Origin of the sequence: Streptomyces sp. NPDC060064, from assembly GCF_042736455.1 — a bacterium.
Lineage (GTDB): Bacteria > Actinomycetota > Actinomycetes > Streptomycetales > Streptomycetaceae > Streptomyces.
In genome coordinates, this window is the sequence record NZ_JBHWWF010000017.1 from 126,110 (window position 1) to 147,244 (window position 21,135).

At 68.7% G+C, this 21,135-nt stretch carries 19 protein-coding genes and 1 pseudogene; 10 read left to right on the forward strand and 10 right to left on the reverse strand.

Annotated elements, in window-relative coordinates; translation table 11 throughout:
- The first annotated feature begins 23 nt into the window (after window positions 1-23).
- Entirely contained in the window at window positions 24-998 is a 975-nt protein-coding gene (locus ACFWDI_RS21385; protein WP_385306013.1) for a DUF6597 domain-containing transcriptional factor, read from the forward strand.
- On the opposite strand, the gene ACFWDI_RS21390 is transcribed toward ACFWDI_RS21385, so the two are convergent.
- Window positions 992-1,624: a hypothetical protein gene (locus ACFWDI_RS21390; RefSeq protein WP_385306015.1), complete on the reverse strand. Its 633-nt coding sequence runs from the start codon at window positions 1,622-1,624 to the stop codon at window positions 992-994. The genes ACFWDI_RS21385 and ACFWDI_RS21390 overlap by 7 nt on opposite strands.
- A 44-nt stretch (window positions 1,625-1,668) precedes the next feature.
- Between ACFWDI_RS21390 and ACFWDI_RS21395 the strand changes: the two genes are divergently transcribed.
- From ACFWDI_RS21395 to ACFWDI_RS21405, 3 genes are all read left to right on the forward strand, one after another.
- Complete coding sequence (locus ACFWDI_RS21395) at window positions 1,669-2,208, forward strand: GNAT family N-acetyltransferase (RefSeq protein ID WP_385306017.1); 540 nt, start codon at window positions 1,669-1,671, stop codon at window positions 2,206-2,208.
- 106 nt (window positions 2,209-2,314) lie between these two features.
- Window positions 2,315-3,154, forward strand: coding sequence for an NAD(P)H-binding protein (locus tag ACFWDI_RS21400; protein ID WP_385306019.1), 840 nt, complete (start codon window positions 2,315-2,317; stop codon window positions 3,152-3,154).
- Between the two features lie 237 nt (window positions 3,155-3,391).
- The gene (locus ACFWDI_RS21405; RefSeq protein WP_385306021.1) at window positions 3,392-4,126 is read left to right on the forward strand and encodes a Mut7-C RNAse domain-containing protein; all 735 of its coding nucleotides are present in this window, start codon (window positions 3,392-3,394) and stop codon (window positions 4,124-4,126) included.
- A gap of 58 nt (window positions 4,127-4,184) precedes the next feature.
- On the opposite strand, the gene ACFWDI_RS21410 is transcribed toward ACFWDI_RS21405, so the two are convergent.
- Both ACFWDI_RS21410 and ACFWDI_RS21415 read right to left on the reverse strand, forming a co-directional pair.
- Entirely contained in the window at window positions 4,185-4,667 is a 483-nt protein-coding gene (locus ACFWDI_RS21410; protein ID WP_385306023.1) for a MarR family winged helix-turn-helix transcriptional regulator, read from the reverse strand.
- A gap of 104 nt (window positions 4,668-4,771) precedes the next feature.
- Complete coding sequence (locus tag ACFWDI_RS21415; RefSeq protein WP_385306025.1) at window positions 4,772-5,347, reverse strand: TetR family transcriptional regulator; 576 nt, start codon at window positions 5,345-5,347, stop codon at window positions 4,772-4,774.
- 103 nt (window positions 5,348-5,450) lie between these two features.
- On the opposite strand from ACFWDI_RS21415, the gene ACFWDI_RS21420 reads away from it, so the two are divergent.
- Entirely contained in the window at window positions 5,451-6,953 is a 1,503-nt protein-coding gene (locus ACFWDI_RS21420) for an FAD-dependent monooxygenase (protein ID WP_385306027.1), read from the forward strand.
- Window positions 6,954-6,977: 24 nt separating this feature from the next.
- Here the strand turns inward: ACFWDI_RS21420 and ACFWDI_RS21425 are convergent, their stop codons facing one another.
- The gene (locus ACFWDI_RS21425) at window positions 6,978-7,451 is read right to left on the reverse strand and encodes a hypothetical protein (protein WP_385306029.1); all 474 of its coding nucleotides are present in this window, start codon (window positions 7,449-7,451) and stop codon (window positions 6,978-6,980) included.
- Window positions 7,452-7,547: 96 nt separating this feature from the next.
- Between ACFWDI_RS21425 and ACFWDI_RS21430 the strand changes: the two genes are divergently transcribed.
- Both ACFWDI_RS21430 and ACFWDI_RS21435 read left to right on the forward strand, forming a co-directional pair.
- Window positions 7,548-7,883, forward strand: a complete 336-nt coding sequence (locus ACFWDI_RS21430) for a YnfA family protein (RefSeq protein WP_362678099.1) — start codon at window positions 7,548-7,550, stop codon at window positions 7,881-7,883.
- 64 nt (window positions 7,884-7,947) lie between these two features.
- Window positions 7,948-8,712 (forward strand): SDR family NAD(P)-dependent oxidoreductase, encoded by a 765-nt coding sequence (locus tag ACFWDI_RS21435; protein WP_385306032.1) that lies wholly within the window; start codon window positions 7,948-7,950, stop codon window positions 8,710-8,712.
- Window positions 8,713-8,765: 53 nt separating this feature from the next.
- Here the strand turns inward: ACFWDI_RS21435 and ACFWDI_RS21440 are convergent, their stop codons facing one another.
- The 6 genes and pseudogenes from ACFWDI_RS21440 to ACFWDI_RS21465 form a co-directional block, all read right to left on the reverse strand.
- Entirely contained in the window at window positions 8,766-10,799 is a 2,034-nt protein-coding gene (locus tag ACFWDI_RS21440) for a SpoIIE family protein phosphatase (RefSeq protein ID WP_385306034.1), read from the reverse strand.
- 342 nt (window positions 10,800-11,141) lie between these two features.
- Window positions 11,142-12,425 (reverse strand): phosphatase PAP2 family protein, encoded by a 1,284-nt coding sequence (locus ACFWDI_RS21445; protein ID WP_385306092.1) that lies wholly within the window; start codon window positions 12,423-12,425, stop codon window positions 11,142-11,144.
- Window positions 12,426-12,790: 365 nt separating this feature from the next.
- Entirely contained in the window at window positions 12,791-13,123 is a 333-nt protein-coding gene (locus tag ACFWDI_RS21450; protein WP_385306035.1) for a deoxyxylulose-5-phosphate synthase, read from the reverse strand.
- Window positions 13,124-13,435: 312 nt separating this feature from the next.
- Window positions 13,436-13,586 (reverse strand): annotated as a pseudogene (locus ACFWDI_RS21455) (RtcB family protein); the annotation flags it as partial.
- Window positions 13,587-13,643: 57 nt separating this feature from the next.
- On the reverse strand, window positions 13,644-16,151 hold the full coding sequence (locus ACFWDI_RS21460; RefSeq protein WP_385306037.1) for an NACHT domain-containing protein: 2,508 nt from the start codon (window positions 16,149-16,151) through the stop codon (window positions 13,644-13,646).
- Window positions 16,152-16,479: 328 nt separating this feature from the next.
- Entirely contained in the window at window positions 16,480-17,673 is a 1,194-nt protein-coding gene (locus ACFWDI_RS21465; protein WP_327325352.1) for an RtcB family protein, read from the reverse strand.
- Between the two features lie 163 nt (window positions 17,674-17,836).
- On the opposite strand from ACFWDI_RS21465, the gene ACFWDI_RS21470 reads away from it, so the two are divergent.
- The 3 genes from ACFWDI_RS21470 (at window position 17,837) to ACFWDI_RS21480 (ending at window position 21,109) form a co-directional block, all read left to right on the forward strand.
- On the forward strand, window positions 17,837-18,706 hold the full coding sequence (locus ACFWDI_RS21470) for a DUF3558 domain-containing protein (protein WP_385306039.1): 870 nt from the start codon (window positions 17,837-17,839) through the stop codon (window positions 18,704-18,706).
- Between the two features lie 124 nt (window positions 18,707-18,830).
- The gene (locus ACFWDI_RS21475; protein WP_385306041.1) at window positions 18,831-19,553 is read left to right on the forward strand and encodes a DUF3558 family protein; all 723 of its coding nucleotides are present in this window, start codon (window positions 18,831-18,833) and stop codon (window positions 19,551-19,553) included.
- Between the two features lie 122 nt (window positions 19,554-19,675).
- Window positions 19,676-21,109 carry a DUF2637 domain-containing protein gene (locus ACFWDI_RS21480; protein WP_385306043.1) on the forward strand — a complete coding sequence of 478 codons (1,434 nt, stop codon included), beginning with the start codon at window positions 19,676-19,678 and terminating at the stop codon, window positions 21,107-21,109.
- Window positions 21,110-21,135: the final 26 nt, after the last annotated feature.

A 21,135-nucleotide genomic window follows, 5' to 3' on the forward strand; every position in this document is an offset into this window, starting at 1 on the left:
CAAAGGCGACATAGGATCCCCGCATGGCAGGTCCGCGACGCGACACCCGGGGCATCGTCGAAGCCCAAGAGCTCTTCGCGCGCGTACGTTTCCGCCGCCGCGAGCCCACCCCGGCACTGCGTCCGTATCTCGAGCACTACTGGCTCATCGACTGGGACTTGACGGAGCCGTACGCCTCCCATGTGGTGCCCCATCCATCTGTGAACGTCGTCTTCCAGCGGTACGGCGACGAGGCCGGCTGGGGCGAGGTCGCGGGCATCGGCCTGCGGCTCTTCACACAGAAACTGGAGGGGCGGGGTCGGGTGTGCGGGGTGCAGTTCCGCCCCGGCGGCTTCCGGCCGTTCGCGCCGGACCGGCCGGTGTCCGACTGGACGGGACAGCGGCTGCCGATCGCGGACGTACTGCCGGGCGCGGACCAGGACACAGTCCTCGGGATCCTCAGACCGGAGGCGGCGGAGGACGGGCGGCCGGGGGCACAGGGCCAGGCGGGGGCGGGGGCTCAGGCGGAGGCTCAGGCCCAGGCGGAGGCTCAGGCCCAGGCGGAGGACGCGCGGGTCGCCGCGCTGGACGCCTTCCTGCTGGGGCTCGAGCCGGACGCCGACCCGCAGGCGCTGCGCGCGATGGCGCTGGTCGACCTGGTGCGTACGGACCGCTCGATCCGGCGGGTCGCCGAGCTGGCGGCCGCGGAAGGAGTGTCGGCGCGCTCGCTGCAGCGGCTGTTCGCCGCGTACGTCGGGGTCGGTCCCAAGTGGGTCATCCTGCGCTATCGCATCCACGAGGCACTGGAGCGCGCCGAGTCGGGCGAGGGCCCGGCGGGTGAAGGCCCGATGGGTGAGGTCCCGGGCGACGGCGAACGTTCGGGAGGCGGTCTTGACTGGGCAGCGCTCGCCGCTGAGCTCGGGTACAGCGATCAGGCGCATCTCGTACGGGACTTCACGGCGACGGTGGGCGTCCCGCCGACCGCGTACGCGCGCCCACCCCTTGGCAACACTCAGTAGCGCTCGGTGACGCCGACCGCGCCCGAGCCATTGGCCGCCGCGTACCGCAGCACCCGCAACGGCCCGTCCAGCAGTGTGCGCGCGTCGAATTCCGGGGCGTCGCTCATGGCCGACATCCAGGCGTCGATGCGAGCGAGGACCTCGGTGCGGCGGGGCCCGGTGACGGCGAGTGCGGACTCGGCGTGCGGGAGAACGGCGCGTACCTCGGCGGCTGTCAGCAGAAAGTCGCCGAACCAGCCCGGCAGTCGGGCCGTGGCCTCGGCCCCGAGCCCGTAGCAGAGAGCGCCGGCCGGGTCGCCCTTGCGCGCCGAGGCAACGAACACGGCGCTCCCTTCCGTATCGCGCAGCAGGTCCATGCCGGCCTCTTTCATGGCGGCGACAGCCGGGGAACTCGGGCCGCCGCTGCGTGCGAAGGCGGCGAAGCGGAGGGCGGCGGGGGTGGGTTCGGGCGTGAAGTAGGGCTCGCGGTCGCCGCCGCCGAGCCACCAGGTCAGATCCTCGGCGTAGCCGGGAGGTGTGGTCCACTCCCCCGCGAGGTCTCCCGTCAGATCGACGAACCGTCCGGGCAGGGCGGCGACTTCGGCGTCGGGAACGGCGCCGACCGTCCATACACCGGTGAAGCTCATCTTCCGACCCCCGCTTGTCCGACCCTCGTCCTACAGTGCGTGGCATGGAGATCAAAGCATCGACGGTACGGATCGAGCCATGGTCCGAGGACGACTTCGACCTGCTCCGCGCTGCGAACGCACCGGAGCTGATGGATCACCTGGGGGGCCCGGAGACGGAAGAACAGCTGATCAAGCGGCATCAGCGGTATGTGGATCTGAGCGCGGACCGGACGGGCAGGGGCCGGATGTTCCGCATTGTGCTGGAGGGGAGCGAGGAGGTCGTCGGCACCGTCGGCTTCTGGGAGCAGACGTGGGACGGGGGGCAGGTGTACGAGACGGGGTGGAGTGTCCTGCCCGGGTTCCAGGGGCGGGGCATCGCGACGGCGGGCACGCTGGCGGTCGTCGCCATGGCGCGGGCGGAGCAGAAGCACCGCCATCTGCATGCCTTCCCGTCCGTGGCCAACGGCCCCTCCAACGCGGTGTGCAGGAAGGCGGGCTTCGAACTGGTGGGCGAGTGCGACTTCGAGTACCCGCCCGGCCAGATCCTGCGGTCCAACGACTGGCGCATCAGCCTGATGGATGAGGAGGCGGGGCCCGCTTGACGAGCGGGCCCTTTTCGCGGATATTCATCTGCGTCACGCAGCTTCTGCGCAACGTAGAATATTTTCGTTTGCGGCTGCCCTCTCCGAGTTACAAAGGAATCCCTCCATGCCCATCCTCGTCACCGGAAGCCGAGGCCAGGTCGGCTCCACCCTCATAACGCTCCTGCACGAGGCGGGAGTCGACGTCCGCGCCGCCTCCGGCAGCCCCGAGAAGCTCAGCCTGCCCGCGGGCGTCAAGGCCGTGAAATGCGCCCTCGACGACCCCGCGACCTTCCCGGCCGCCCTCGAATCGGTCACCTCCGTCTTCCTCTACGCCGAGCCGTCGCAGATCGGCGCCTTCCTCGAAGAAGCCGCGGCGGCAGGGGTCGAGCACATCGTGCTGCTCTCCTCCAGCTCGGTCCTCGACCCCGGCGCCGCCGACAACCCGATCGCCGCGTCCCATCTCGCGGTCGAGCAGGCGCTCGCGGCCTCACCCCTCGAAACGACCGTCCTGCAGCCCGGCGCTTTCGCGAGCAACGCGCGCCCGTGGCTGTGGGCACTGCGGTCCACGGGCGCGATCGACCTTCCGTACCCCGGCAGTTACGGCGATCCGATCCATGAGCGGGACATCGCCGAAGCCGCGCTCGCGGTCCTCACACGGCCGCTGCTGCGGGGCGCGACGTACCACCTGACCGGTCCCGAGTCCCTCACCTTCACCGAGCAGATCGCGATCCTCGAGCACGCCGCGGGCCGCACCATCCCCTTCAACACCGTGACACGCGAGGCCTGGAAGGAGTCCATGGCCGACTACATGCCCGCCTCCTTCGCGGACGGGCTGCTCGACTACTGGGCCTCGACGGACGGTTCACCCACTCCTCTCACCAGCAACGTCGAGGAGCTGACCGGGCACCCGGCCCGCACCTTCGCCGAGTGGGCGAAGGAGAACGCGGATTCCTTCCGCGCCTGACCGGATCCGACCGGGCCGCAGTGGACCCGGCCGGACCGGTCGGCCGCAGCTCCACCCCACCAGGCCCGCAGGAGACCGCGGGTCCCGCAGGAGCCCGGAGGAACCGGCGGAGACCGCGGGTCCCGCAGGAGCCCGCAGGAGCCCGGAGAAACCCGCAGGAACCCGCAGGAACCCGCCGGATCCCGCCGGACCGGAAAGCCCTGGCTGACGCGCGCCGCCCGATGACATGCTTGCCGCGTGAACGGACCGGAAATCACCCTCAGCGTCGCCCCTGAGCTGTGTCTCTTCGTCCCGTCGGAGCGCCGCGCGGGCCGTACGACCCTGGTCACCGACGGCTCCTCGACACTCGGCCATGTCGTCGAGTCACTCGGCGTCCCGCTCACCGAGGCGGGCCGGCTGCTCGTCGACGGCCGCCAGGTCACCGTGTCCCACATCCCGCGCGCGGGCGAGAACGTCGAGGTCCTCTCCGTCGAGCGGCCGCAGCAGGTGCCCGGTGCGCCGCTGCGCTTTCTGCTCGACGTCCACCTCGGCACACTGGCGCGGCGGCTGCGGCTCCTCGGCGTCGATGCGGCGTACGAGAACGAGGACATCGGCGACCCCGCCCTGGCCGCGCTCTCGGCGAAGGAGCGGCGGGTACTGCTCTCCCGGGACCGCGGGCTGCTGCGGCGGCGGGAGCTCTGGGCGGGGGCGTACATCTACAGCGACCGGCCCGAGGACCAACTCCGGGACGTACTCGAACGGTTCGCGCCGGTACTCGCGCCATGGACCCGCTGCACGGCATGCAACGGCCGGCTGACCGACACCGACAAGGACTCGGTCCAGGAACATCTTGAGCAGGGCACACAGCGCTCGTACGACGTCTTCGCGCAGTGCACGGCGTGCGAGCGCGTCTACTGGCGGGGCGCGCACCACGCGCGGCTGGAAGCCATCGTCGAGACCGCGCTGCGCGAATTCGGCGGCGCTGCCGCGTAGTGCGTCAGCGCCGTGGGGCCGCGGGGGCCGTACCTGAAAAATGCGATGATGCCGTAGTTCAGAGTTGCCCGCCGCGCAGCCGCTCGACCTGCGCGGCGCTGAGCTCCACAGTCCGTCGCATATGAGCCGTGAGCAGGGCGATCTCGTCGTCGCTGTACGCATCGAACATCGCGAACCAGGCGCCATTCAGCTTCTGCCACACAGCACCGAACTCCGCCACGCGCTCGGGCACGAGGGTCACGAGCACCCGTCGCCGGTCCGCGGTGTCGCGCTCACGCGTGACATAGCCGGCCCGCTCCAGCCGGTCGACGAGCCGCGTCGCGGACCCGGTGGTGAGCCCGGTCAGCTCGGCGACCCGGCCGGTGGTGACGGGCTCCGGCTCCAGGCTGAGCAGATTGAGGCACTGCAGATCGGTGGGGTGCAGCTGCAGATGATCGGCGAGCGCCTGGTTGAAGAGGGCGTACGAGGCCATATAGCGGCGCGACGCGGTGGACAGCTCTCTCATCAGCCCGCTGCGGCCATCCGTACTCTTCTGCGTCATGCAGAAATTGTACGGCGCAGTCTCGGCGCAACTCGGCGCAACTCTGCCCAACTCGGCGAAGGCTCGACGGCCCAAGCCCAACGACCCGGGCTCAACGGCACCAGCTACGGTCGCTCGTCCGTCAGATAGCGCTGCACGGTCGGGGCCAGCCAGCTCACCACCTCCTCACGGGTCATCTCGACGGCGGGCGGGAAGTGGAGCACATAGCGCGCAAGCGCCATGCCGAGGATCTGCGAGGCGACAAGTGCGGCCCGGCGGGGAGCCTCGGCGGGGTCCGGGCAGACGCCGACGGCGACGGGCCCGAGCTGCCCCTTGAAGATCTGTTGCGCGCGCTCGGCTGCCGCCGCGTTGGTGACGCTGGCCCGCAGCAGAGCGGTCAGTACCTCGTCCTGCTCCCACCGGTCGAGGAAGTGGGAGACGAGTACCGCGCCTATGTGCTTGCGGGGCAGAGCGCCCAACTCCGGTAGTCGCAGGTCGAATTCGGAGGCGGCGGCGAACAGCCCCTCCTTGTTTCCGTAGTAGCGCATGACCATCGACGGGTCGATGCCGGCGTCGCGCGCGATGGCACGGATGGTGGCGCGCTCATACCCGTCGGCCGCGAAGCGCTCGCGGGCGGCTTCGAGGATGGCGGCTTTGGTGGCATCGGAGCGGCGTGGACCGCTGGGGGCTTCCGTCGTCATGCCAACAACTGTAGGCCAACAAGTGTTGACACGCCAGTGCCGTCGGCTCTACATTTGCCAACAAGCGTTGACCAACGAGCGTTGGCATTCAGGAGGCAAAGCCATGACCGGCACGCCCAGCACCAACGGAACATCCCGCGCAGCCGATACAGCGGGCGACATCACTGACGTCCTCGTCGTGGGCGCGGGCCCCACCGGGATGCTGCTCGCGGGCGACCTCGCCGCAGCGGGCGTCTCGGTCACGGTCATGGAGCGCCGTCCGCACGAGACCAGCAATATGACGCGCGCCTTCGGGGTGCACGCCCGCACGCTTGAGCTCCTCGACGCCCGGGGCCTGGCCGACGAACTGGTCAAGAAGGGCACCCCGATCACCGGCCTGCGGCTGTTCGGCCGGCTTTCGCTGGACCTGTCCCGGCTGCCGTCCCGCTTCCCCTATCTGCTGATCACCCCGCAGTACGAGGTGGAGCATCTGCTGGAGCGCCGGGCGCTGTCCACCGGCGTCGACTTCCGGTATGGGACGGAACTGCTCGGCCTGCACCAGTCCGCCGACGCGGACGCAGGCTCGGGCTCGGGCTCGGGCTCGGGCTCGGGCTCGGACGGGGGCTCGGTCACCGCCGAGATCCAGGACGCCGAAGGCGTGCGGACCACCCTCCGGGCCCGCTATCTGGTCGGCACCGACGGAGTGCGCAGCGCCGTGCGCAAGTCCCTGGGCCTGCCGTTCCCGGGCGTCTCCGTGATCCGGTCCATCGTCCTTGCGGACGTGAAGCTCACCGAGGAGCCCGAAGACCTGCTCACCGTCAACGGCACGGGAGACGCCTTCGCCTTCATCGCCCCCTTCGGCGACGGCTGGTACCGGGTCATGGGCTGGAACCGCAAGCGCCAGGTCCCGGACAGCGAGCCCGTCGACCTCGAGGAGGTGCGCGAGATCACCCGTCTCGCCCTCGGCACCGACCACGGCATGCACGACCCCCGCTGGATCTCCCGGTTCCACAGCGACGAGCGCCAGGTCCCCGCCTACCGGACCGGTCGCGTCTTCCTCGCCGGCGACGCGGCGCACGTCCACTCCCCGGCCGGCGGCCAGGGCATGAACACCGGCCTCCAGGACGCGGCGAACCTCTCCTGGAAGCTTGCCTCGGTCCTCCACGGCGACGCCCCCGACCCCCAGGCCCTGCTCGACAGCTACCAGACCGAGCGGCACCGCGTCGGCGCGATGGTGCTGCGCAGCAGTGGCGCGATCGTCCGCCTCGCCATGGCCCACACCCCGCTTCAGCGCACGGCCCGCTCCCTCGCAGCCCGGTTCCTGAACGCGGTCCGTCCCGCCGCCGACAGGGCGATGGGCATGATCTCCGGCATCGGCATCTCGTACGGCGCGACGCGCGGCGCCCACCGCCTCACGGGCAGGCGCGCACCGGACCTGGATCTCACTGAGGGCCGGCTCTACGAACTGCTGCGCAAGGGCGAGTTCGTACTGGTCGGCCCGGCAGGAGAGACACCCGCGGCCCCTGCCGCCCCCGGCCGTGTCATACGGGCGCACTGGACGACGGACCGCCGCACTGCGCTCCTGATCCGCCCCGACGGCTATATCGCCTGGGCAGCCGGCCGCTGAGCAGCCAACCGGGAAAGCACCCGCTCAGAAGACGTACCGGTCCCCGGTCGCCGGCACCAGCACCCGGTGCTCGTTGTTCTGCGGGTTCCGGTCGGTCGCGCCGCCGTTCCATTGCGTACCGACGGTCACGACCACCTCGTCCGGTGTGCCCACCGTCCTCAGATCGAGCGCGAGCTGCCGTCCGACCCCGCCCGCCGGCAGCGAGCCCGTGGCACAGAACACCACCCGGTCTTCGGCCCACAGACACCCGGCCGGGAGTTCCTGCACTCCGGCCAGAGGCACCGAGAAGGACAGCCGCACGGTCGCGTTCATGAGGCTGGAGGGACCGTGACTCTCACTCAGCAGCCAGACCGCCAGCCACCCGTCCGTCAGCGAGACATGACCGTGGTGCGCCACATCCGACTCCGGCGCGATCACCCGGTCACCCGCGGCCGCGCTCGCCCCCGAACCGACCACCATCACCGCCGCGGCGGACACCGCCCACAGCGCCTTGCGCATCGCACACATAGTCAGAAGATACCGATTAATCCCCATTGACCTGATTATTCATCAGCTCCGGCGAGTCTCCGGCCTCCTGCATGACAGCCTGTATCCATGCTCGTCGCCCGTTCCGCCGCTCTCTTCCTCGTCGCCGCCCTCTTCGAGATCGGCGGAGCCTGGCTCGTCTGGCAAGGGCTCAGGGAGCACCGGGGCTGGATCTGGATCGGCGCAGGAGTCATCGCCCTCGGTGCGTACGGCTTCGTCGCCACCCTCCAGCCGGACGGCGAGTTCGGGCGCATCCTCGCCGCGTACGGCGGAGTCTTCGTGGCGGGCTCGATCGCCTGGGGCATGGTCGCCGACGGCTATCGCCCCGACCGCTGGGACGTGATCGGAGCCATGGTCTGCCTGGCGGGCATGGCCGTGATCATGTACGCCCCCCGCGGACGCTGACTCCGCGACCCGCACAAGGCCGCCTATCCTGGCCGTAATAGATCACACGCACGAGGAGTACGACATGACCGCCGCTGGGACCCCCGTCGCCGTCATCACCGGAGCCAGCAGCGGCATCGGAGCCGCCACGGCACGGCAACTGGCAGCCGCCGGCTACCACGTCGTCCTCACCGCCCGCCGCAAGGACCGCGTCGAGGCACTCGCCGCCGAGCTCACCGGCGCGGGCTACCAGGCCACCGCGTACGCCCTCGATGTCACCGACCGCCAGGCCGTCGACACCTTCGCCGCCTCCCTCGACCGCTGCGACGTCCTCGTCAACAACGCCGGCGGCGCACTCGGAGCCGACCCCGTCGCCACCGGCGATCCCGCCGACTGGCGCACGATGTACGAGGTCAATGTCATCGGCACGCTCCACACCACCCAGGCCCTGCTCCCGGCGCTCACCACGAGCGGCGACGGCACCGTCGTGATCCTCTCCTCCACCGCGGGCCACGCCACCTATGAGGGCGGCGCCGGCTATGTCGCCGCCAAGAACGGCGCCCGCGTCCTGGCCGAGACCCTCCGCCTGGAGATCGTCGGCACCCCGGTCCGCGTGATCGAGATCGCCCCGGGCATGGTCAAGACCGAGGAGTTCGCCACAACCCGCTTCCGCGGTGACGAGCAGAAGGCCGCCAAGGTCTACGCGGGCGTGGCCGAGCCCCTCACCGCCGACGACGTCGCAGAGACCATCACCTGGGCCATCACCCGCCCCTCCCACGTCAACATCGACCTGTTGGTGGTCCGCCCCCGCGCCCAGGCCTCCAACTCCAAGGTGCACCGCGAGCTCTGAGGGCTGCCCCACGCCCACCACCCCTCCGACTGCTCAGCCCCGGTGTGCTCGCGTCAGTGGAGCGTCTGCTCCGTCCAGATGATCTTGCCTCTCCCCGTGCGTCGGGTGCCCCAGTTCTCGGTGAACTGGGCGACCAGGTACAGGCCGCGGCCGCCTTCGTCGTCATCCTCGGCGTGTCGCAGATGTGGGGAGGCGTTGCTGAAGTCCACGACCTCACAGGTCAGAACGGCGTCGCGGATCAGGCGGAGCCCGATCGGCCCGTCGGAGTAGCGGACGGCATTGGTCACCAGTTCGCTGGCGATGAGCCCGGTGCTGAAGTCGAGGTCGGTGAGGTCCCATTCCGCGAGCTGTCCGCTGACCAGGCGGCGGGCCTCGGCGGCGCTCTCCGGGGTGTTGGTCAGCGTCCAGGAGGCCAGCTTGTCCGGGCCAAGTGCGCGGGTACGTGCGAGTAGCAGCAGGGCATCGTCGTCGGGGGCCTCGGGGAGCAGTGAGGCAGCCAGATCGTCGCACGTGTCCTGCAGGGTTCCCGTGGTTCTGCCCAGGGCTTTCCGATAGACGGGAAGCCGGCTTTCCGTGGTGCCCTGGAGGAGCCCGGTGTTGTGAAGGGCGAGGACGCTGCCCTCGGGCACATCCACGCTCGCACTGGCGTACGAGGGGGCTCCCCGCCCCAGGACGGGACCGGTCGGGGTTTCAACGATCCGCACCGTGCCATCGGGCAGGGCAAGGACGGGCGGAGGGTGACCGGCCCGGGACAGGACGCAACTGCCGTCGGAGGGGTCGTAGACGATGTAGAGGCAGGTCGCCGTCAACTCCGACCAGTGCTCGTGCTGCGCAGGCGGGTAGTCGCGGGAGAGTTCCTCGGTCAGGCTGTGGAGGCGTTCGAGAAGCTCGTCGGGCGGCAGGTCCATGGCGGCGAAGGCGGTGACTGCCGTGCGCAGCCGTCCCATGGTGGTCACGGCCCCCATGCCCTGCCCGCACACATCGCCCGCCACGAGCGCGACCCGCGCGCCGGACAGCGGGATGACGTCGTACCAGGCGCCGCCGGAGGCCACCGGCAGATAGGTGTACGCGGTCTCCACGGCCGTGTGCGTGGGCAGCCGGGTGGGCACCAATGACCGCTGAGTGAGTCGGGCGAGGGTGTGCTCGCGCGTGTAGCGGCGGGCGTTGTCGATGCATACCGCGGCACGGGCCACCAGGTCAGCGGCGACGCTCAGGTCGGCTTCCTCGAAGGGCGGTGAACGCTTCGTGCGGAAGAAGGCCGCCACCCCGAGGACCACTCCACGCGCCGCCAGCGGCACGGCCATGACCGAGTGCGCACCCGCCTCCCGCAGCATCCGGGCCTGGACCGGGTCCCTGGTCGGCCACCCTTCGTCCTTTCCCAGTTCGCGAATGAGACGGGGCCGCAGGTCTGTCAGGGACTGGGCATACGGGGTGCCGTACCGCATCAACCTGACATCCCCCATCTCGTACGAGCTGTGGACCGCCTCCGGAGCCGCCGCCTGGAAGCCCGCCCGTCGCAGGGTGACCTGGTTGAGCAAGGGCCCCGGAGCGGGGGCATCGCCGTGCAGCACGGAATCGAGAACGTCGACCGCCACCACGTCGGCCAGGCCGGGCACAGCCACGCCGGCGAGCTCCTGCGCCGTACGGAACACGTCCAGGGTGGTCCCGATCCGTTCACCGGCGCGGTACAGCAGTTCCAGCCGTCGCTGGGCGCGATGCTGCTCGGTGATGTCGACCACCGTGGTGGCGACCCCCAGGGTGCGGCCGTCGGCGCTCTGGAGGCGGAATGCCGAGACGGCCAGCACCCGCACTCCATCGGGACCACGAGGCAGACGGCCCTCGTACTGGAAGTTGCTGACCGATTCCCCGGTGGCCAGCACCCCGCGGAGCATGCGTTCGACGTCCTCCGCAACGAACCCGAGGTCCCGAAAGCTACGACCCACGGCCTCACTCTCGCTGAAGCCCTGTGCGCCCGGCGCCGCGGCGTTGAACCGCACGATCCGCAGATCGGGGTCCAGTACGTGCAGGCCGATCGGGGGCTGGGTGAACAGCGCGCGGAGAAGTGCCTCGGCGTAGTCGGGGTGCATGCCGTAAGGGCCTCCTTCGCCACCGAACCCAGCACGGCTGTCTGTGCAATCAGCATCTCGCAGCGGAGGCCGGGCTGCCTCCTACGCAAAGTGACCACAACTGGTGATCACTGGTAGCGGAGGCCGACGTACGACCGAGGCGCGGGGGCCCGCTGAGCCTCCAGAACTCCACGACTGGCCGAACGGGCGAGCTGTGACACCAGGCTCCGACAATCACGATCACAGCGAGGCCCCGGACCATCCTGGTCCGGGGTCCGTCGCTGAGCCGGTCGACCAGCGGCCTCTTGGTTGTGGTGGGTCGAGGCGCGTTGACGCGTCAGGTCACGGGCGTGCTGCGCACCCTCATACCAGTTCGGGCTGCGGTTCGCGTCGCGGTTCCGGCAGATGCGCCGACGCGGGCGTCCGTTCCCACAGCTTGGTGGTCCGTACGTAGCCGTAGACCACTGAGCTCATCGCCAGAATGAGCAGCGGCCCGAACACCCACGGATGTTGGGCCATCTCCATTGACAGATAGCGATACGACGCCAAGAGCGCAGCGAAGACCGCGGCGCCGTAGCCGACCAGCTGGATTCCCGGCCGGTCCCAGCCGCGGTCGAGCGAGCGCAGCGCCGTCTCGATCGTGAGCGTGAACACCACACCGGCGACGATGTCCGCGCCGTAGTGGTAGCCGAAGCCCAGCGTTGCGCCGAGCGTGGCCATCATCCAGAACGCGCCCAGGAATCGCAGAGCCCGCGGGCCCTTGCGGGAATGAATGAAGATCGCGGCAGCCCACGCCGTGTGCAGACTGGGCATGCAATTGCGCGGGGTGACCTCGTCGAAGAGCATCGGATGCGGGGTACTGACCGGCGGCGGCGTGTTCGGCCACAGATTGGCCACCGCCCAGTGCCCCCCGTCGGCACCGTAGGCGAAGATCGGTCCGACCACCGGGTAGAGCATGTAGATGCCCGGCCCGAGCAGGCCGATGACCAGAAACGTGCGCACCAGATGATGGCCCGGGAAGCAGCGCTCGACCGCCACGTTGCGCAGCTGGTACAGCGCGACGATGACCGCGGCCACCGCGAGCTGAACGTAGACCCAGTTGAGAACCTCGGCGCCGACCGTGCCCGTGGCCTCGACAATCCGGCCTACCAGCCATGACGGGTTGCCCAACGCGTGATCGGCGGTTGCCACGTACTGGTCGAGCACCGCCGGGCGGGTCTTCGACGTGATCAGCAGCCAGGTGTAGCCGGTCTTGCGGCCGGCCACCAGCAGCAGGGCCAGTCCGACGCCTTTCAGCAGCAGGACGCGGTCCCGGCCGGTGCGGCGCGTGACGGCGATGACGGCACAGGCCAAAGTCACCCACAACGCGCCGTTGCCGTACATCATCTCGGCGTCGACAGCCCACCGCACAAGCCAGAAGACGACGTCGATGCCGATCGCGGCGCCGACCGCGATGAACCGCTGCCGCCAGGTGAGCACCACCATCACCAACGCCATACTGACGTACAGCACCGTCCCCGACTTGGGGGCGAATATCACCTCTCGCGCCTGGTCGGTGATCGGCCCCGGCTCCCCGTACCGACGCGCGGCGATCTCCAGTGCAATGAGGAATCCGAGGCCCACCGCACTCACCGCGACCCACAGCATGACGCGTGGTTGACGCCATGCAGCCAACCGAAGGCTGCCGCCTATTCGCGAAAACCACCCTCGCGCTACCGTAGATATCAATTTTTCAGCCGATTTGTAATATTTCAACGTGATCATTGTGAGCTCGAACATGCTAGCGGAGCGGGTGGGTTTCGCTGATCACGGGTACGCCGAATACAGCAATCGGCTCCCCTTTGCCCGCGGCCACGGCCACAGCCACGGCGGACATGAAACGCCGCGCGGGCCCCGGATTGGGGCGGCGCGAGCCCAGCTGCTCTCGTCAGCGCTGTCGCGCATTCATGCACAGGTACGCCCTCGTCCGCCGTTCTCAGGCGGTCGAGGAGCACAGGTATCCGCTCCGCAGATCACGGCACATCGCACCGCACGAGAGCCCTGGCGACAGGCTCGCCAGTACGCCGTGCGTACGCCACCCGCTCGCGCACCTCGCGCAGCGTGCGGGGCCGGTATCCAGGTCCGCCGCAGCAGCTCTTGTGGAAGCCCACGCCTGCGTTCAACAAGACCGAGAGCGTCCGCCAGGCCGCGGTGTCCCGCCGCCTGGGCGCGGCGAAGGCCGATCCCGCGTGGATCAACGGCTGGGCGCAGCGCGGGCAGATCCGCTGCCGCTCGCTGTCGTAGGGCTGCTTGTACGAGGCCCGACAGGGCAGGCAGACGTACGAGGTCTTCGCGTGGGCGGCCATGCCATCAGCGTAAGCAACACCCCACGATGGATTCGACAGAGTTTCAGGACCGGACAGAGTGTTTTCACAGGTCACTGGCGCGCCCGTCACCTGCTCGATCGGCTTGTGCGCACCCCGGATCTCATGTGCGGGCCACGCGTTGCCCCCGGCAGGTCGACTCAGTTGTCGAACCAGACGACGAGTCGAACATTGTCGTCACCGTGCTGCGAGGCGAGCGCTTCCATGACGGCCCGGACCGGCTTCCCCAGTCGACCGCCTTCAGCTCGGTCCAGGTGATCCAGATGGTGCCGAATGCCTGATCGGGCCATTGGGCGAGACCCTCGATGTACGAACCGGTGCCCATCGACCCCGGAATGATTCCGAAGTCCCCGCTACCGGCACGGATAGCACCCTTACGGGTGACCAGCAGGTCCATGCCCTCGTACCGCTCCTCCGCCACATAGTTGTGGTGCCTACAACTGACCTGCGCATTACCGGGGCACGCGAGGGCCAGCTTGCCTGGGCGTGCCAAACCGCCTAGTCACGGTCGGTGGCGACGCAAGTGCTTGGCTGCTCTCCACTGCTGGCCCTCGTCCACGTTTGCGTCAGTCGCAAGGCTCTCCAGGATGACGAGTGCGCGGGGCTCGTCGAAGTTGAGGAGCAGCTTCGCTGCGTCAACCCGCGCTTTGCTCCAGTGCCTCGATTCGGTTGCGATGTCCACCAGCGCATCGACGCACAGCGAGTCAGGGTTGACCAGGAAATCGGCAGCGATCACGCGATGCTCGGCAAGGAGGTCGATGTCGGCACCCGTGACGAGAGCGCTCAACAAACCAGCGGCGCGAGAGTCACCAAGCATGCCAAGGGTCGCGGCTGCCTCCACCCTCTGCAGGCCGCACACCTGTGGTCCGTAGTAGGTAGCGGCCATGTTGTGCCGCTGCGGGTGATCAAAAAAGTACGTAGCCATCATGTGTGCAACTTTCTTGCGCTGCCTGTCCAGTTTGCCCGTGCTCAGGTCGGATCCCGAGGCGAGCACGGCCAGGATGTCCAGGCCACGTGGATCGCCCAGGACTGCGAGTCTGCGGGCTGCGTCCACACGGAGCGGGCCTATGACTCCGAGACCTGTGGCGAGGTCGGCGAGGTGGTCCCTGCCGCGTGGATCTCCGAGCGCTGAGAGCGTGCGTGCTGCGTCTACTCGCCGGTCGTCACCTGGATTGGAGCGGCGGATCATTGCCTCGAGCGTGGCGGCGGCGGCGGCTACCACCTTCCGGGGGATGGCCGTGCCGAGTGCTTTCTGGTCGGCGATGAACTCGCAGGCTGTCAGTCCACCACGGACGGCCAGTCGCCGGAGAGGCCGACCAATGTCTGTCCCTTGGCTCTGCCACGCATCGAGAAGGAACCCGGTATACGAGTCTTCCTGTTCGGGCCGCTTCCACGTCTTGCGAGACCAGGGTGCGGAATGCCGGGTCCACGGTTGCTCAAACAGCTCGTGGAAGACATGGGCGCTTGCCTCTGGATCGCTTGTGGCGTGACGCGCGGCGAGGTGTTCCACGAGGGTCTGATGAAGAAAGGTGATCTCATCGGCGTGCACCGTCAGCAGGCCACTGCGGCGCAGCATCTCGTCCAGGAAGGCCTCCCATGCCTTCTGCGGAATTCGGTCTGGACGAGCCGCGTGGGCGTGCGAGGAGATGATGGTCAGGGCTGCGTCTTCGTTCCCCTTGTAGCGCTCGGCGGCCAGGTGCGCCACAAGGGTCTCCACTCTGTCAATCGTGTGATGTGCCTTAGCGAGCGCTGCCGGCCCGTAACGGCCCAGAGTGGCTGTGGTCTGTGCGGTGATACCACCCCCGCTGTCGGCATGCTGACGGTCGTGGAGCAGGGTGATGAAGCGCTCGTACACCTCTCCCCGCCCGATGGGCAATGGCCCTTCGGGGGCGGTCGCGCGTAACTGGCAAAGCATGGTTGCCATCAGCGGCGTGCGAGCTAGCTCGACCAGGCCAGCATCTTCCAGCGTGTTGTTGAACGCAATCGCGGCCCCGTGGGGGTCGGGAAGGCCGAGCTTGCCGAACCATTGCTCGGCGAAGGCGGGAAGCTGCTCCGCGGCGAAGGGCTGTAGATCGTATTGCGGCATGCCCTCCCCTAGTTGAACGAGTTCGTCGGTCGGCAGCGGCCTGGTCGCTACGACGAATTGGTACAGGGAGGTATCGGCGCCGAGGGCGAGGTTGTGCAGGCCTTCCATCACGCGTCGCCGACCAGCCGAGTCTGTGATCTCATCAAGGCCATCGATCATGATCTGCCACCGCACGCCGGGGCGTGGCGGGGTACCAAAGAAGTCTGCGGGGAGAACCTCCAGCAGCCCGTACGCGCTGAGTTCGGCGGTCACTGACTCTGCAATTACCTCGGGAAACGGACGCCGTACGTTCAGTTCCGCAGCGGGCACCAGGACCGGAGCCGTGTTGTCTGCGCCTTCGCCGAGCCAGCGATCCACTGATGCAGCCAGTCCCATACGAAGCAGGCTGGACTTACCGCCACCCGGGCCGGCCAGCACCCAACAACTGCTCTCGCGGGTCAAGATCTCTTCACCGGGCACCCAGGCCTCGCGATCGTGCCTTGCCAGTTCCGACAGGTACTGCTCCGGCTCTCTGTCGTGAGCTAATGCCCTCTGACACAGATGTACCGATGCCAGCGGCGGCGTGATCCCGGGCAGGACTCCGGGATAGGGATGCTCAAGAGCGGCGCGACGCGCAGCTCGCAGATACACCTCCCACCGATCAGGTCCGTGGGCCGCTCGTTGTCTCAACCGGCGCAGTGCGAGGCCGTCCTCAGCTTGGACGTCGAGCGCAGCGGCAATCTTGTTAAGGGTGTCCAGGGAGGGCGCTGCCTTCGCCAGATTCAGCGCCTGGCTAACGGCGCCCTTCGACAGCGGCGTACCCAGTAGCTCCAGTTGCTTGACGAGAGCGGCCTGACTCCACCCCTTGCGTTCCAGGGCATCACGCAGGCGACGCTTCAACTCGTCACGTGCAAGGTCGCGATCTCGCGGATTCTCGTCCGTCACCCAAGCGCTCCCCGACGTGCAGTTCAGTGTCGTTCACGTGAACCCGGTGAACGCCGTTCAGACCTAGTCCTGGTACTCGACCGGCCGGTCGCCCGTAGCCGACCGACAAGAAGGAGTACCCGAACTATGCCCCGCAACCGCAAGTCACGTCGCCGTATTCGGTCTGACAAGGACCTTCGCAACGCGACCGTCGGCGGGACCGTCGCTGGAGTCGTGCGCGCTGTCATCGACTGGCTCCGCGAGCTGATCTGACGGAGAGAAGCAACACGGCAGAGCCCCGGACTGCAATCAGTCCGGGGCCCCTGTCGATCAGGTGGTGTGCTGGACATCAACCCTTGACGCAGATGACCTGCTTGAGCTTCGCGACCACCTGCACCAGGTCCCGCTGCTGCTCCATCACCTTCTCGATCGGCTTGTACGCACCCGGGATCTCATCCACGACGCCGGAGTCCTTACGGCACTCCACACCCCGCGTCTGCTCCTCCAGGTCCCGCGTCGAGAACCGTCGCTTCGCCGCGTTCCGGCTCATCTTCCGACCGGCGCCGTGCGAAGCCGAGTTGAAGGACTTGGCGTTCCCGAGCCCCTTCACGATGTACGAACCGGTGCCCATCGACCCCGGAATGATTCCGAAGTCCCCGCTACCGGCACGGATAGCACCCTTACGGGTGACCAGCAGGTCCATGCCCTCGTACCGCTCCTCCGCCACATAGTTGTGGTGGCAGGAGATCACCGGCTCGAAGGTCACCTTCGCCTTCTTGAACTCCTTGCGGACCACTTCCTGGAAGAGCCCCATCATGATCGCGCGGTTGTACTTCGCGTACTCCTGCGCCCAGAAGAGGTCATTCCGGTACGCCGCCATCTGCGGGGTGTCCGAGATGAAAACCGCCAGGTCGCGGTCTACCAGACCCTGGTTGTGCGGCAGCTTCTGCGCCTCGCCGATATGGAAGTCGGCCAGTTCCTTGCCGATGTTCCGGGATCCGGAGTGCAGCATCAGCCAGACCGAACCCGATTCGTCGAGACAGAACTCGACAAAATGGTTCCCGGATCCCAGCGTTCCCATCTGCTTCGTCGCCCGGGCCTGACGGAACTTGACCGCATCGGCCACCCCATCGAACCGGCTCCAGAAGTCGTCCCATCCCCCCGTCGGGAAACCGTGTATCCGGCCCGGATCCACCGGGTCGTCGTGCATCCCCCGGCCGACCGGAATCGCCTGCTCGATCTTGGCGCGGAGCCGGGAAAGGTCACCCGGCAGGTCGTTCGCGGTGAGCGATGTCTTCACGGCCGACATACCGCAGCCGATGTCGACTCCGACCGCCGCCGGGCAGACCGCCCCGTGCATCGCGATCACCGAGCCGACCGTCGCGCCCTTGCCGTAGTGGACGTCCGGCATCACGGCCAGGCCCTTGATCCAGGGCAGGGTTGCGACGTTCTGCAGCTGCTGCATCGCGCCGCCCTCGACCTTCGACGGGTCGGTCCACATCCGGATCGGGACATTGGCGCCCGGTACCTCTACATACGACATAACCCCTCGATTCCCCCGTAAAAGTCTAAAACGCAAAATTCGGCACCAAGGACCGCGAAAGACTCAACGGACCGGCATCCACGGCAGCGTGTGCGATAGACATTGTGTCCAGCGGCCGCCATCGGGCGGCAACCGTTTTTCTTCCCGAAGGGAGCCTTGGACCGTGCAACGAAAGGCGTACGTACCCGGCCTGGCGGCGCTCCTCGTTGCGCTCGTCGCCGGCTGCACCGCCGGCACCGGCACCGACGGCTCCGCCACCGACTCCAAGGCGGGCGGGGCCAAGTCCTCCGCCGCGCCCCCGGGCAAGTACCGCACCCTCCGCGAGCCCTGCCGCTCCGTCGAGCGCTCCACCCTCAAGGACCTGCTGCCCGGTGCCGCCGAGCTGCCCGAGGAACAGCAGCAGAACGTGTACCGCGGTACGGCCGCCGTCACCTACGACACCGACCGCCGCGTCGGCTGCAGCTGGAAGGCCGACGCCCCGTACGCCTCCCACCACCTCACGGTCGACTTCGAGCGCGTCGTCTCCTACGACGGGGCGGTGAGCGACGAGGACCGGGCGCAGGAGGTCTTCGCGGAGAAGCAGGCCGGGGCCTCGCTGCCGGTCGCGGTCGACCCCCGTGACGAGAAGGGGCAGGAGTCCACGGCCCCCACCGCGTCCCCCGCAAAGTCCACGACACCGGCGACACCTGCGGCACCCACGACGTCCACGGCACCCGCGACTCCGCCGGCGACACCCTCCACACCGGCGGGCACAGGAACGCCATCGGGCACCGGCACCGCCGACGGACTGGAGCCGCGCGTGCTCGAGAACCTCGGCGACGCCGCCTTCCTCGACGACGTCCTCACCGGGGCCGGGGCCGGATCCACCGCCCAGCGCCGCACCGTGAGCGTGGTCTTCCGCACATCGAACGTCATCGTGACCATCGTGTACGCCGAGCAGCCGGCCGTGACGACAGAGGTGCCGGACAGCAAGGAACTGCAGGAAAAGGCACAGAGTCTGGCCCGCGGACTCGTCGAGCAGTTCACCGGCTGAGCGGGTCCGCAGACGCACGTACGTCTCCGGAGACACGCCCGTGGACGGGCCATGTCCGCGTACCGTGGCCTCGCCGACCGGACCGCACGACAACCGGACCGTACGACAATCGACTGAAGGAACCATGCACCGTTCAGCCCCGCGACTCACCCGCATACTCGCCTGCGCAGCCGTCCCGGTGATGCTTGTCGTCGCCGGCTGCTCGTCGGACTCCGCCAGCGACAGCAAGAAGGACTCGTCCTCCTCCGCCTCCTCCCCGGAAGCGCAGAAGCAGAAGCCGGCGACCGTCGCACCCGCGAAGTACTCCAAGCTTCCCGAGCCCTGCAAGACGATCTCCGCGAAGACGATCGAGCAGCTGGTGCCGGAGACCAAGGTCAAGTCGGGCACCGCCGGCAACTCCACGGACACCGCCAACCGCGGCAGCTGCTCCTGGAACGGTCTGGACGACAACGGCGTCAAGGGCTCGCAGTACCGCTGGCTCGATGTCTCCTTCATCCGGTACGCGTCCGAGTCGTCCCTCGGTGTCAGCGGCGAGAAGCGCGCCGAGGACAGCTACGCCAAGGAGATCTCCAAGGCGAAGTCCACGGAGGGCGCCAAGAACGTGCGGAGCTCGCCCGCGACCGGCGTCGGCGAAGCGGCGACAGCCGTCGGCTACGAGCTGAAGAAGACCGGCGAGGACTTCACATACGCGACGATCGTGGCGCGCACCGGCAATGTCGTGATCACGCTCACCTACAACGGCACCGGCTACGCGGGCGCAAAGAGCCCGTCCGCCTCCGACCTGATGAAGGACGCCGTGACGGCTACGAAGGAGGCTGTGGCCTCGGTCACCGCCGCCAACAAGTAGGTACCGCGAAGTAGGTTCCGCACCGGGCCGGTTGACAGGGCCCGTCGCTCCCCGGAGGGACGGGCTCCGCAAGCATGTGCCAGGCTGTGCCCGCTGGATTCGAAAACGGGAGGGGATCGCGGGTGGCCGCGATGCAGCTGACACGCACGCACCGCATACTCATCGGGCTCGTCGTCGCAGGCGCGGTGATCATCGCCGCGATCGGCTTCGCGGGATCGTACGCCGCCGTACGCGAGCTCGCCGTGAGGAAGGGCTTCGGCAACTTCTCTCTCGTCTTCCCGATCGGCATCGACGCGGGTATCTGCGTCCTTCTCGCCCTGGATCTGCTGCTGACCTGGCTGCGCATCCCCTTCCCGCTGCTGCGCCAGACGGCCTGGCTGCTCACCGTCGCCACCATCGCCTTCAACGGCGCGGCGTCCTGGCCCGACCCGCTCGGCGTCGGCATGCACGCGGTGATTCCGATCCTGTTCGTCGTCTCGGTCGAGGCGGCGCGGCACGCGGTGGGCCGGATTGCGGACATCACGGCCGACAAGCACATGGAGGGTGTACGTCTCACCCGCTGGCTGCTGTCCCCGATACCCACGTTCAAACTGTGGCGCCGGATGAAGCTGTGGGAGCTGCGCAGTTATGAGCAGGTCATCAAGCTCGAGCAGGACCGGCTGATCTACCAGGCCCGCCTTCAGGCCCGCTTCGGACGGGCGTGGCGCCGCAAGGCACCGGTGGAGTCGCTGATGCCGCTGCGCCTCGCGAAGTACGGCGTACCCCTGGCGGAGACGGCTCCCGCCGGGCTGGCCGCGGCGGGCATCGAGCCGGCGCTGCTCCCGCCGGCACCGGCCCCGCAGCCCCAGCCCCAGCTGCCGCGGGCCCAGACGCAGGGCCAGGCGCAGGGCCAGGAGCCCGGCGGCCAGGAGTGGCCCCAGGAGCACGCGGAATATGAGCAGTACGACGGCCAGGGCCAGATCCCGGGCGGCCAGGGCCAGGTCCAGGGTCAGGGCCAGGGCCAGGGAGACCCGCAGTACGCGGAGCAGCAGTACCCGCAGGAGAACCACGAGAGCCCCTGGTTCGCAGCTCCGCAGGTGCCGCAGGACGCGTACGAGAGTGCGTTCAACCCGACGTACGTCGAGGGCCTGGAGCCCACCCCGGTGCGCGTCCCGGCAGGCCCCGGCCGCACCCGCCCCCTCGGCGGCGTCGTCCCCGGCCAGCGCACGGACGACCGGACCCAGGCCCAGTACGCCGAGCCCGGCCCGGCCGCCGGGCAGGAGCCGCCGGCCGAGGAGTACGCCGACCCGGAGTCGGAGGCCGAGGAACTTCCGGTGTCCGGTCTGCCCGACGACCTCACGCGTGAGGAGGCGTACTTCAACGCCTTCCGCAAGTACGTCAGTGAGCACGGCGACTTCCCGAACGCCCGGCAGTTCGGCCTCTATCTGATGGACCTCTACGGCATCACCGGCCGCACCGGCGGCCCGCTGAGCGAGAGCTCGCTCAGGGGCTACCTGCGGGACTTCCGCTACCGCTACCAGACGGAACTGGACGCGGACGCGGAACACATCGCGTAACCAAAGCTCGCGGCAACGCCGGAGGG

Bases quoted from the DNA above. Each gene is read 5' to 3' on its own strand.
- ACFWDI_RS21440 (WP_385306034.1), bottom strand. From the start codon at position 10,799: ATGCACCCCGACTACGCCGAGGCACTTCTCCGCGCGCTGTTCACCCAG.
- ACFWDI_RS21400 (WP_385306019.1), top strand. From the start codon at position 2,315: ATGCCCATCCTCGTCACCGGAAGCCGAGGCCAGGTCGGCTCCACCCTC.
- ACFWDI_RS21430 (WP_362678099.1), top strand. From the start codon at position 7,548: ATGCTCGTCGCCCGTTCCGCCGCTCTCTTCCTCGTCGCCGCCCTCTTC.
- ACFWDI_RS21410 (WP_385306023.1), bottom strand. From the start codon at position 4,667: ATGACGCAGAAGAGTACGGATGGCCGCAGCGGGCTGATGAGAGAGCTG.
- ACFWDI_RS21450 (WP_385306035.1), bottom strand. From the start codon at position 13,123: ATGGCCGCCCACGCGAAGACCTCGTACGTCTGCCTGCCCTGTCGGGCC.
- ACFWDI_RS21390 (WP_385306015.1), bottom strand. From the start codon at position 1,624: ATGAGCTTCACCGGTGTATGGACGGTCGGCGCCGTTCCCGACGCCGAA.
- ACFWDI_RS21415 (WP_385306025.1), bottom strand. From the start codon at position 5,347: ATGACGACGGAAGCCCCCAGCGGTCCACGCCGCTCCGATGCCACCAAA.
- ACFWDI_RS21425 (WP_385306029.1), bottom strand. From the start codon at position 7,451: ATGCGCAAGGCGCTGTGGGCGGTGTCCGCCGCGGCGGTGATGGTGGTC.
- ACFWDI_RS21465 (WP_327325352.1), bottom strand. From the start codon at position 17,673: ATGTCGTATGTAGAGGTACCGGGCGCCAATGTCCCGATCCGGATGTGG.
- ACFWDI_RS21420 (WP_385306027.1), top strand. From the start codon at position 5,451: ATGACCGGCACGCCCAGCACCAACGGAACATCCCGCGCAGCCGATACA.
- ACFWDI_RS21435 (WP_385306032.1), top strand. From the start codon at position 7,948: ATGACCGCCGCTGGGACCCCCGTCGCCGTCATCACCGGAGCCAGCAGC.
- ACFWDI_RS21385 (WP_385306013.1), top strand. From the start codon at position 24: ATGGCAGGTCCGCGACGCGACACCCGGGGCATCGTCGAAGCCCAAGAG.
- ACFWDI_RS21395 (WP_385306017.1), top strand. From the start codon at position 1,669: ATGGAGATCAAAGCATCGACGGTACGGATCGAGCCATGGTCCGAGGAC.
- ACFWDI_RS21475 (WP_385306041.1), top strand. From the start codon at position 18,831: ATGCACCGTTCAGCCCCGCGACTCACCCGCATACTCGCCTGCGCAGCC.
- ACFWDI_RS21445 (WP_385306092.1), bottom strand. From the start codon at position 12,425: ATGCTGTGGGTCGCGGTGAGTGCGGTGGGCCTCGGATTCCTCATTGCA.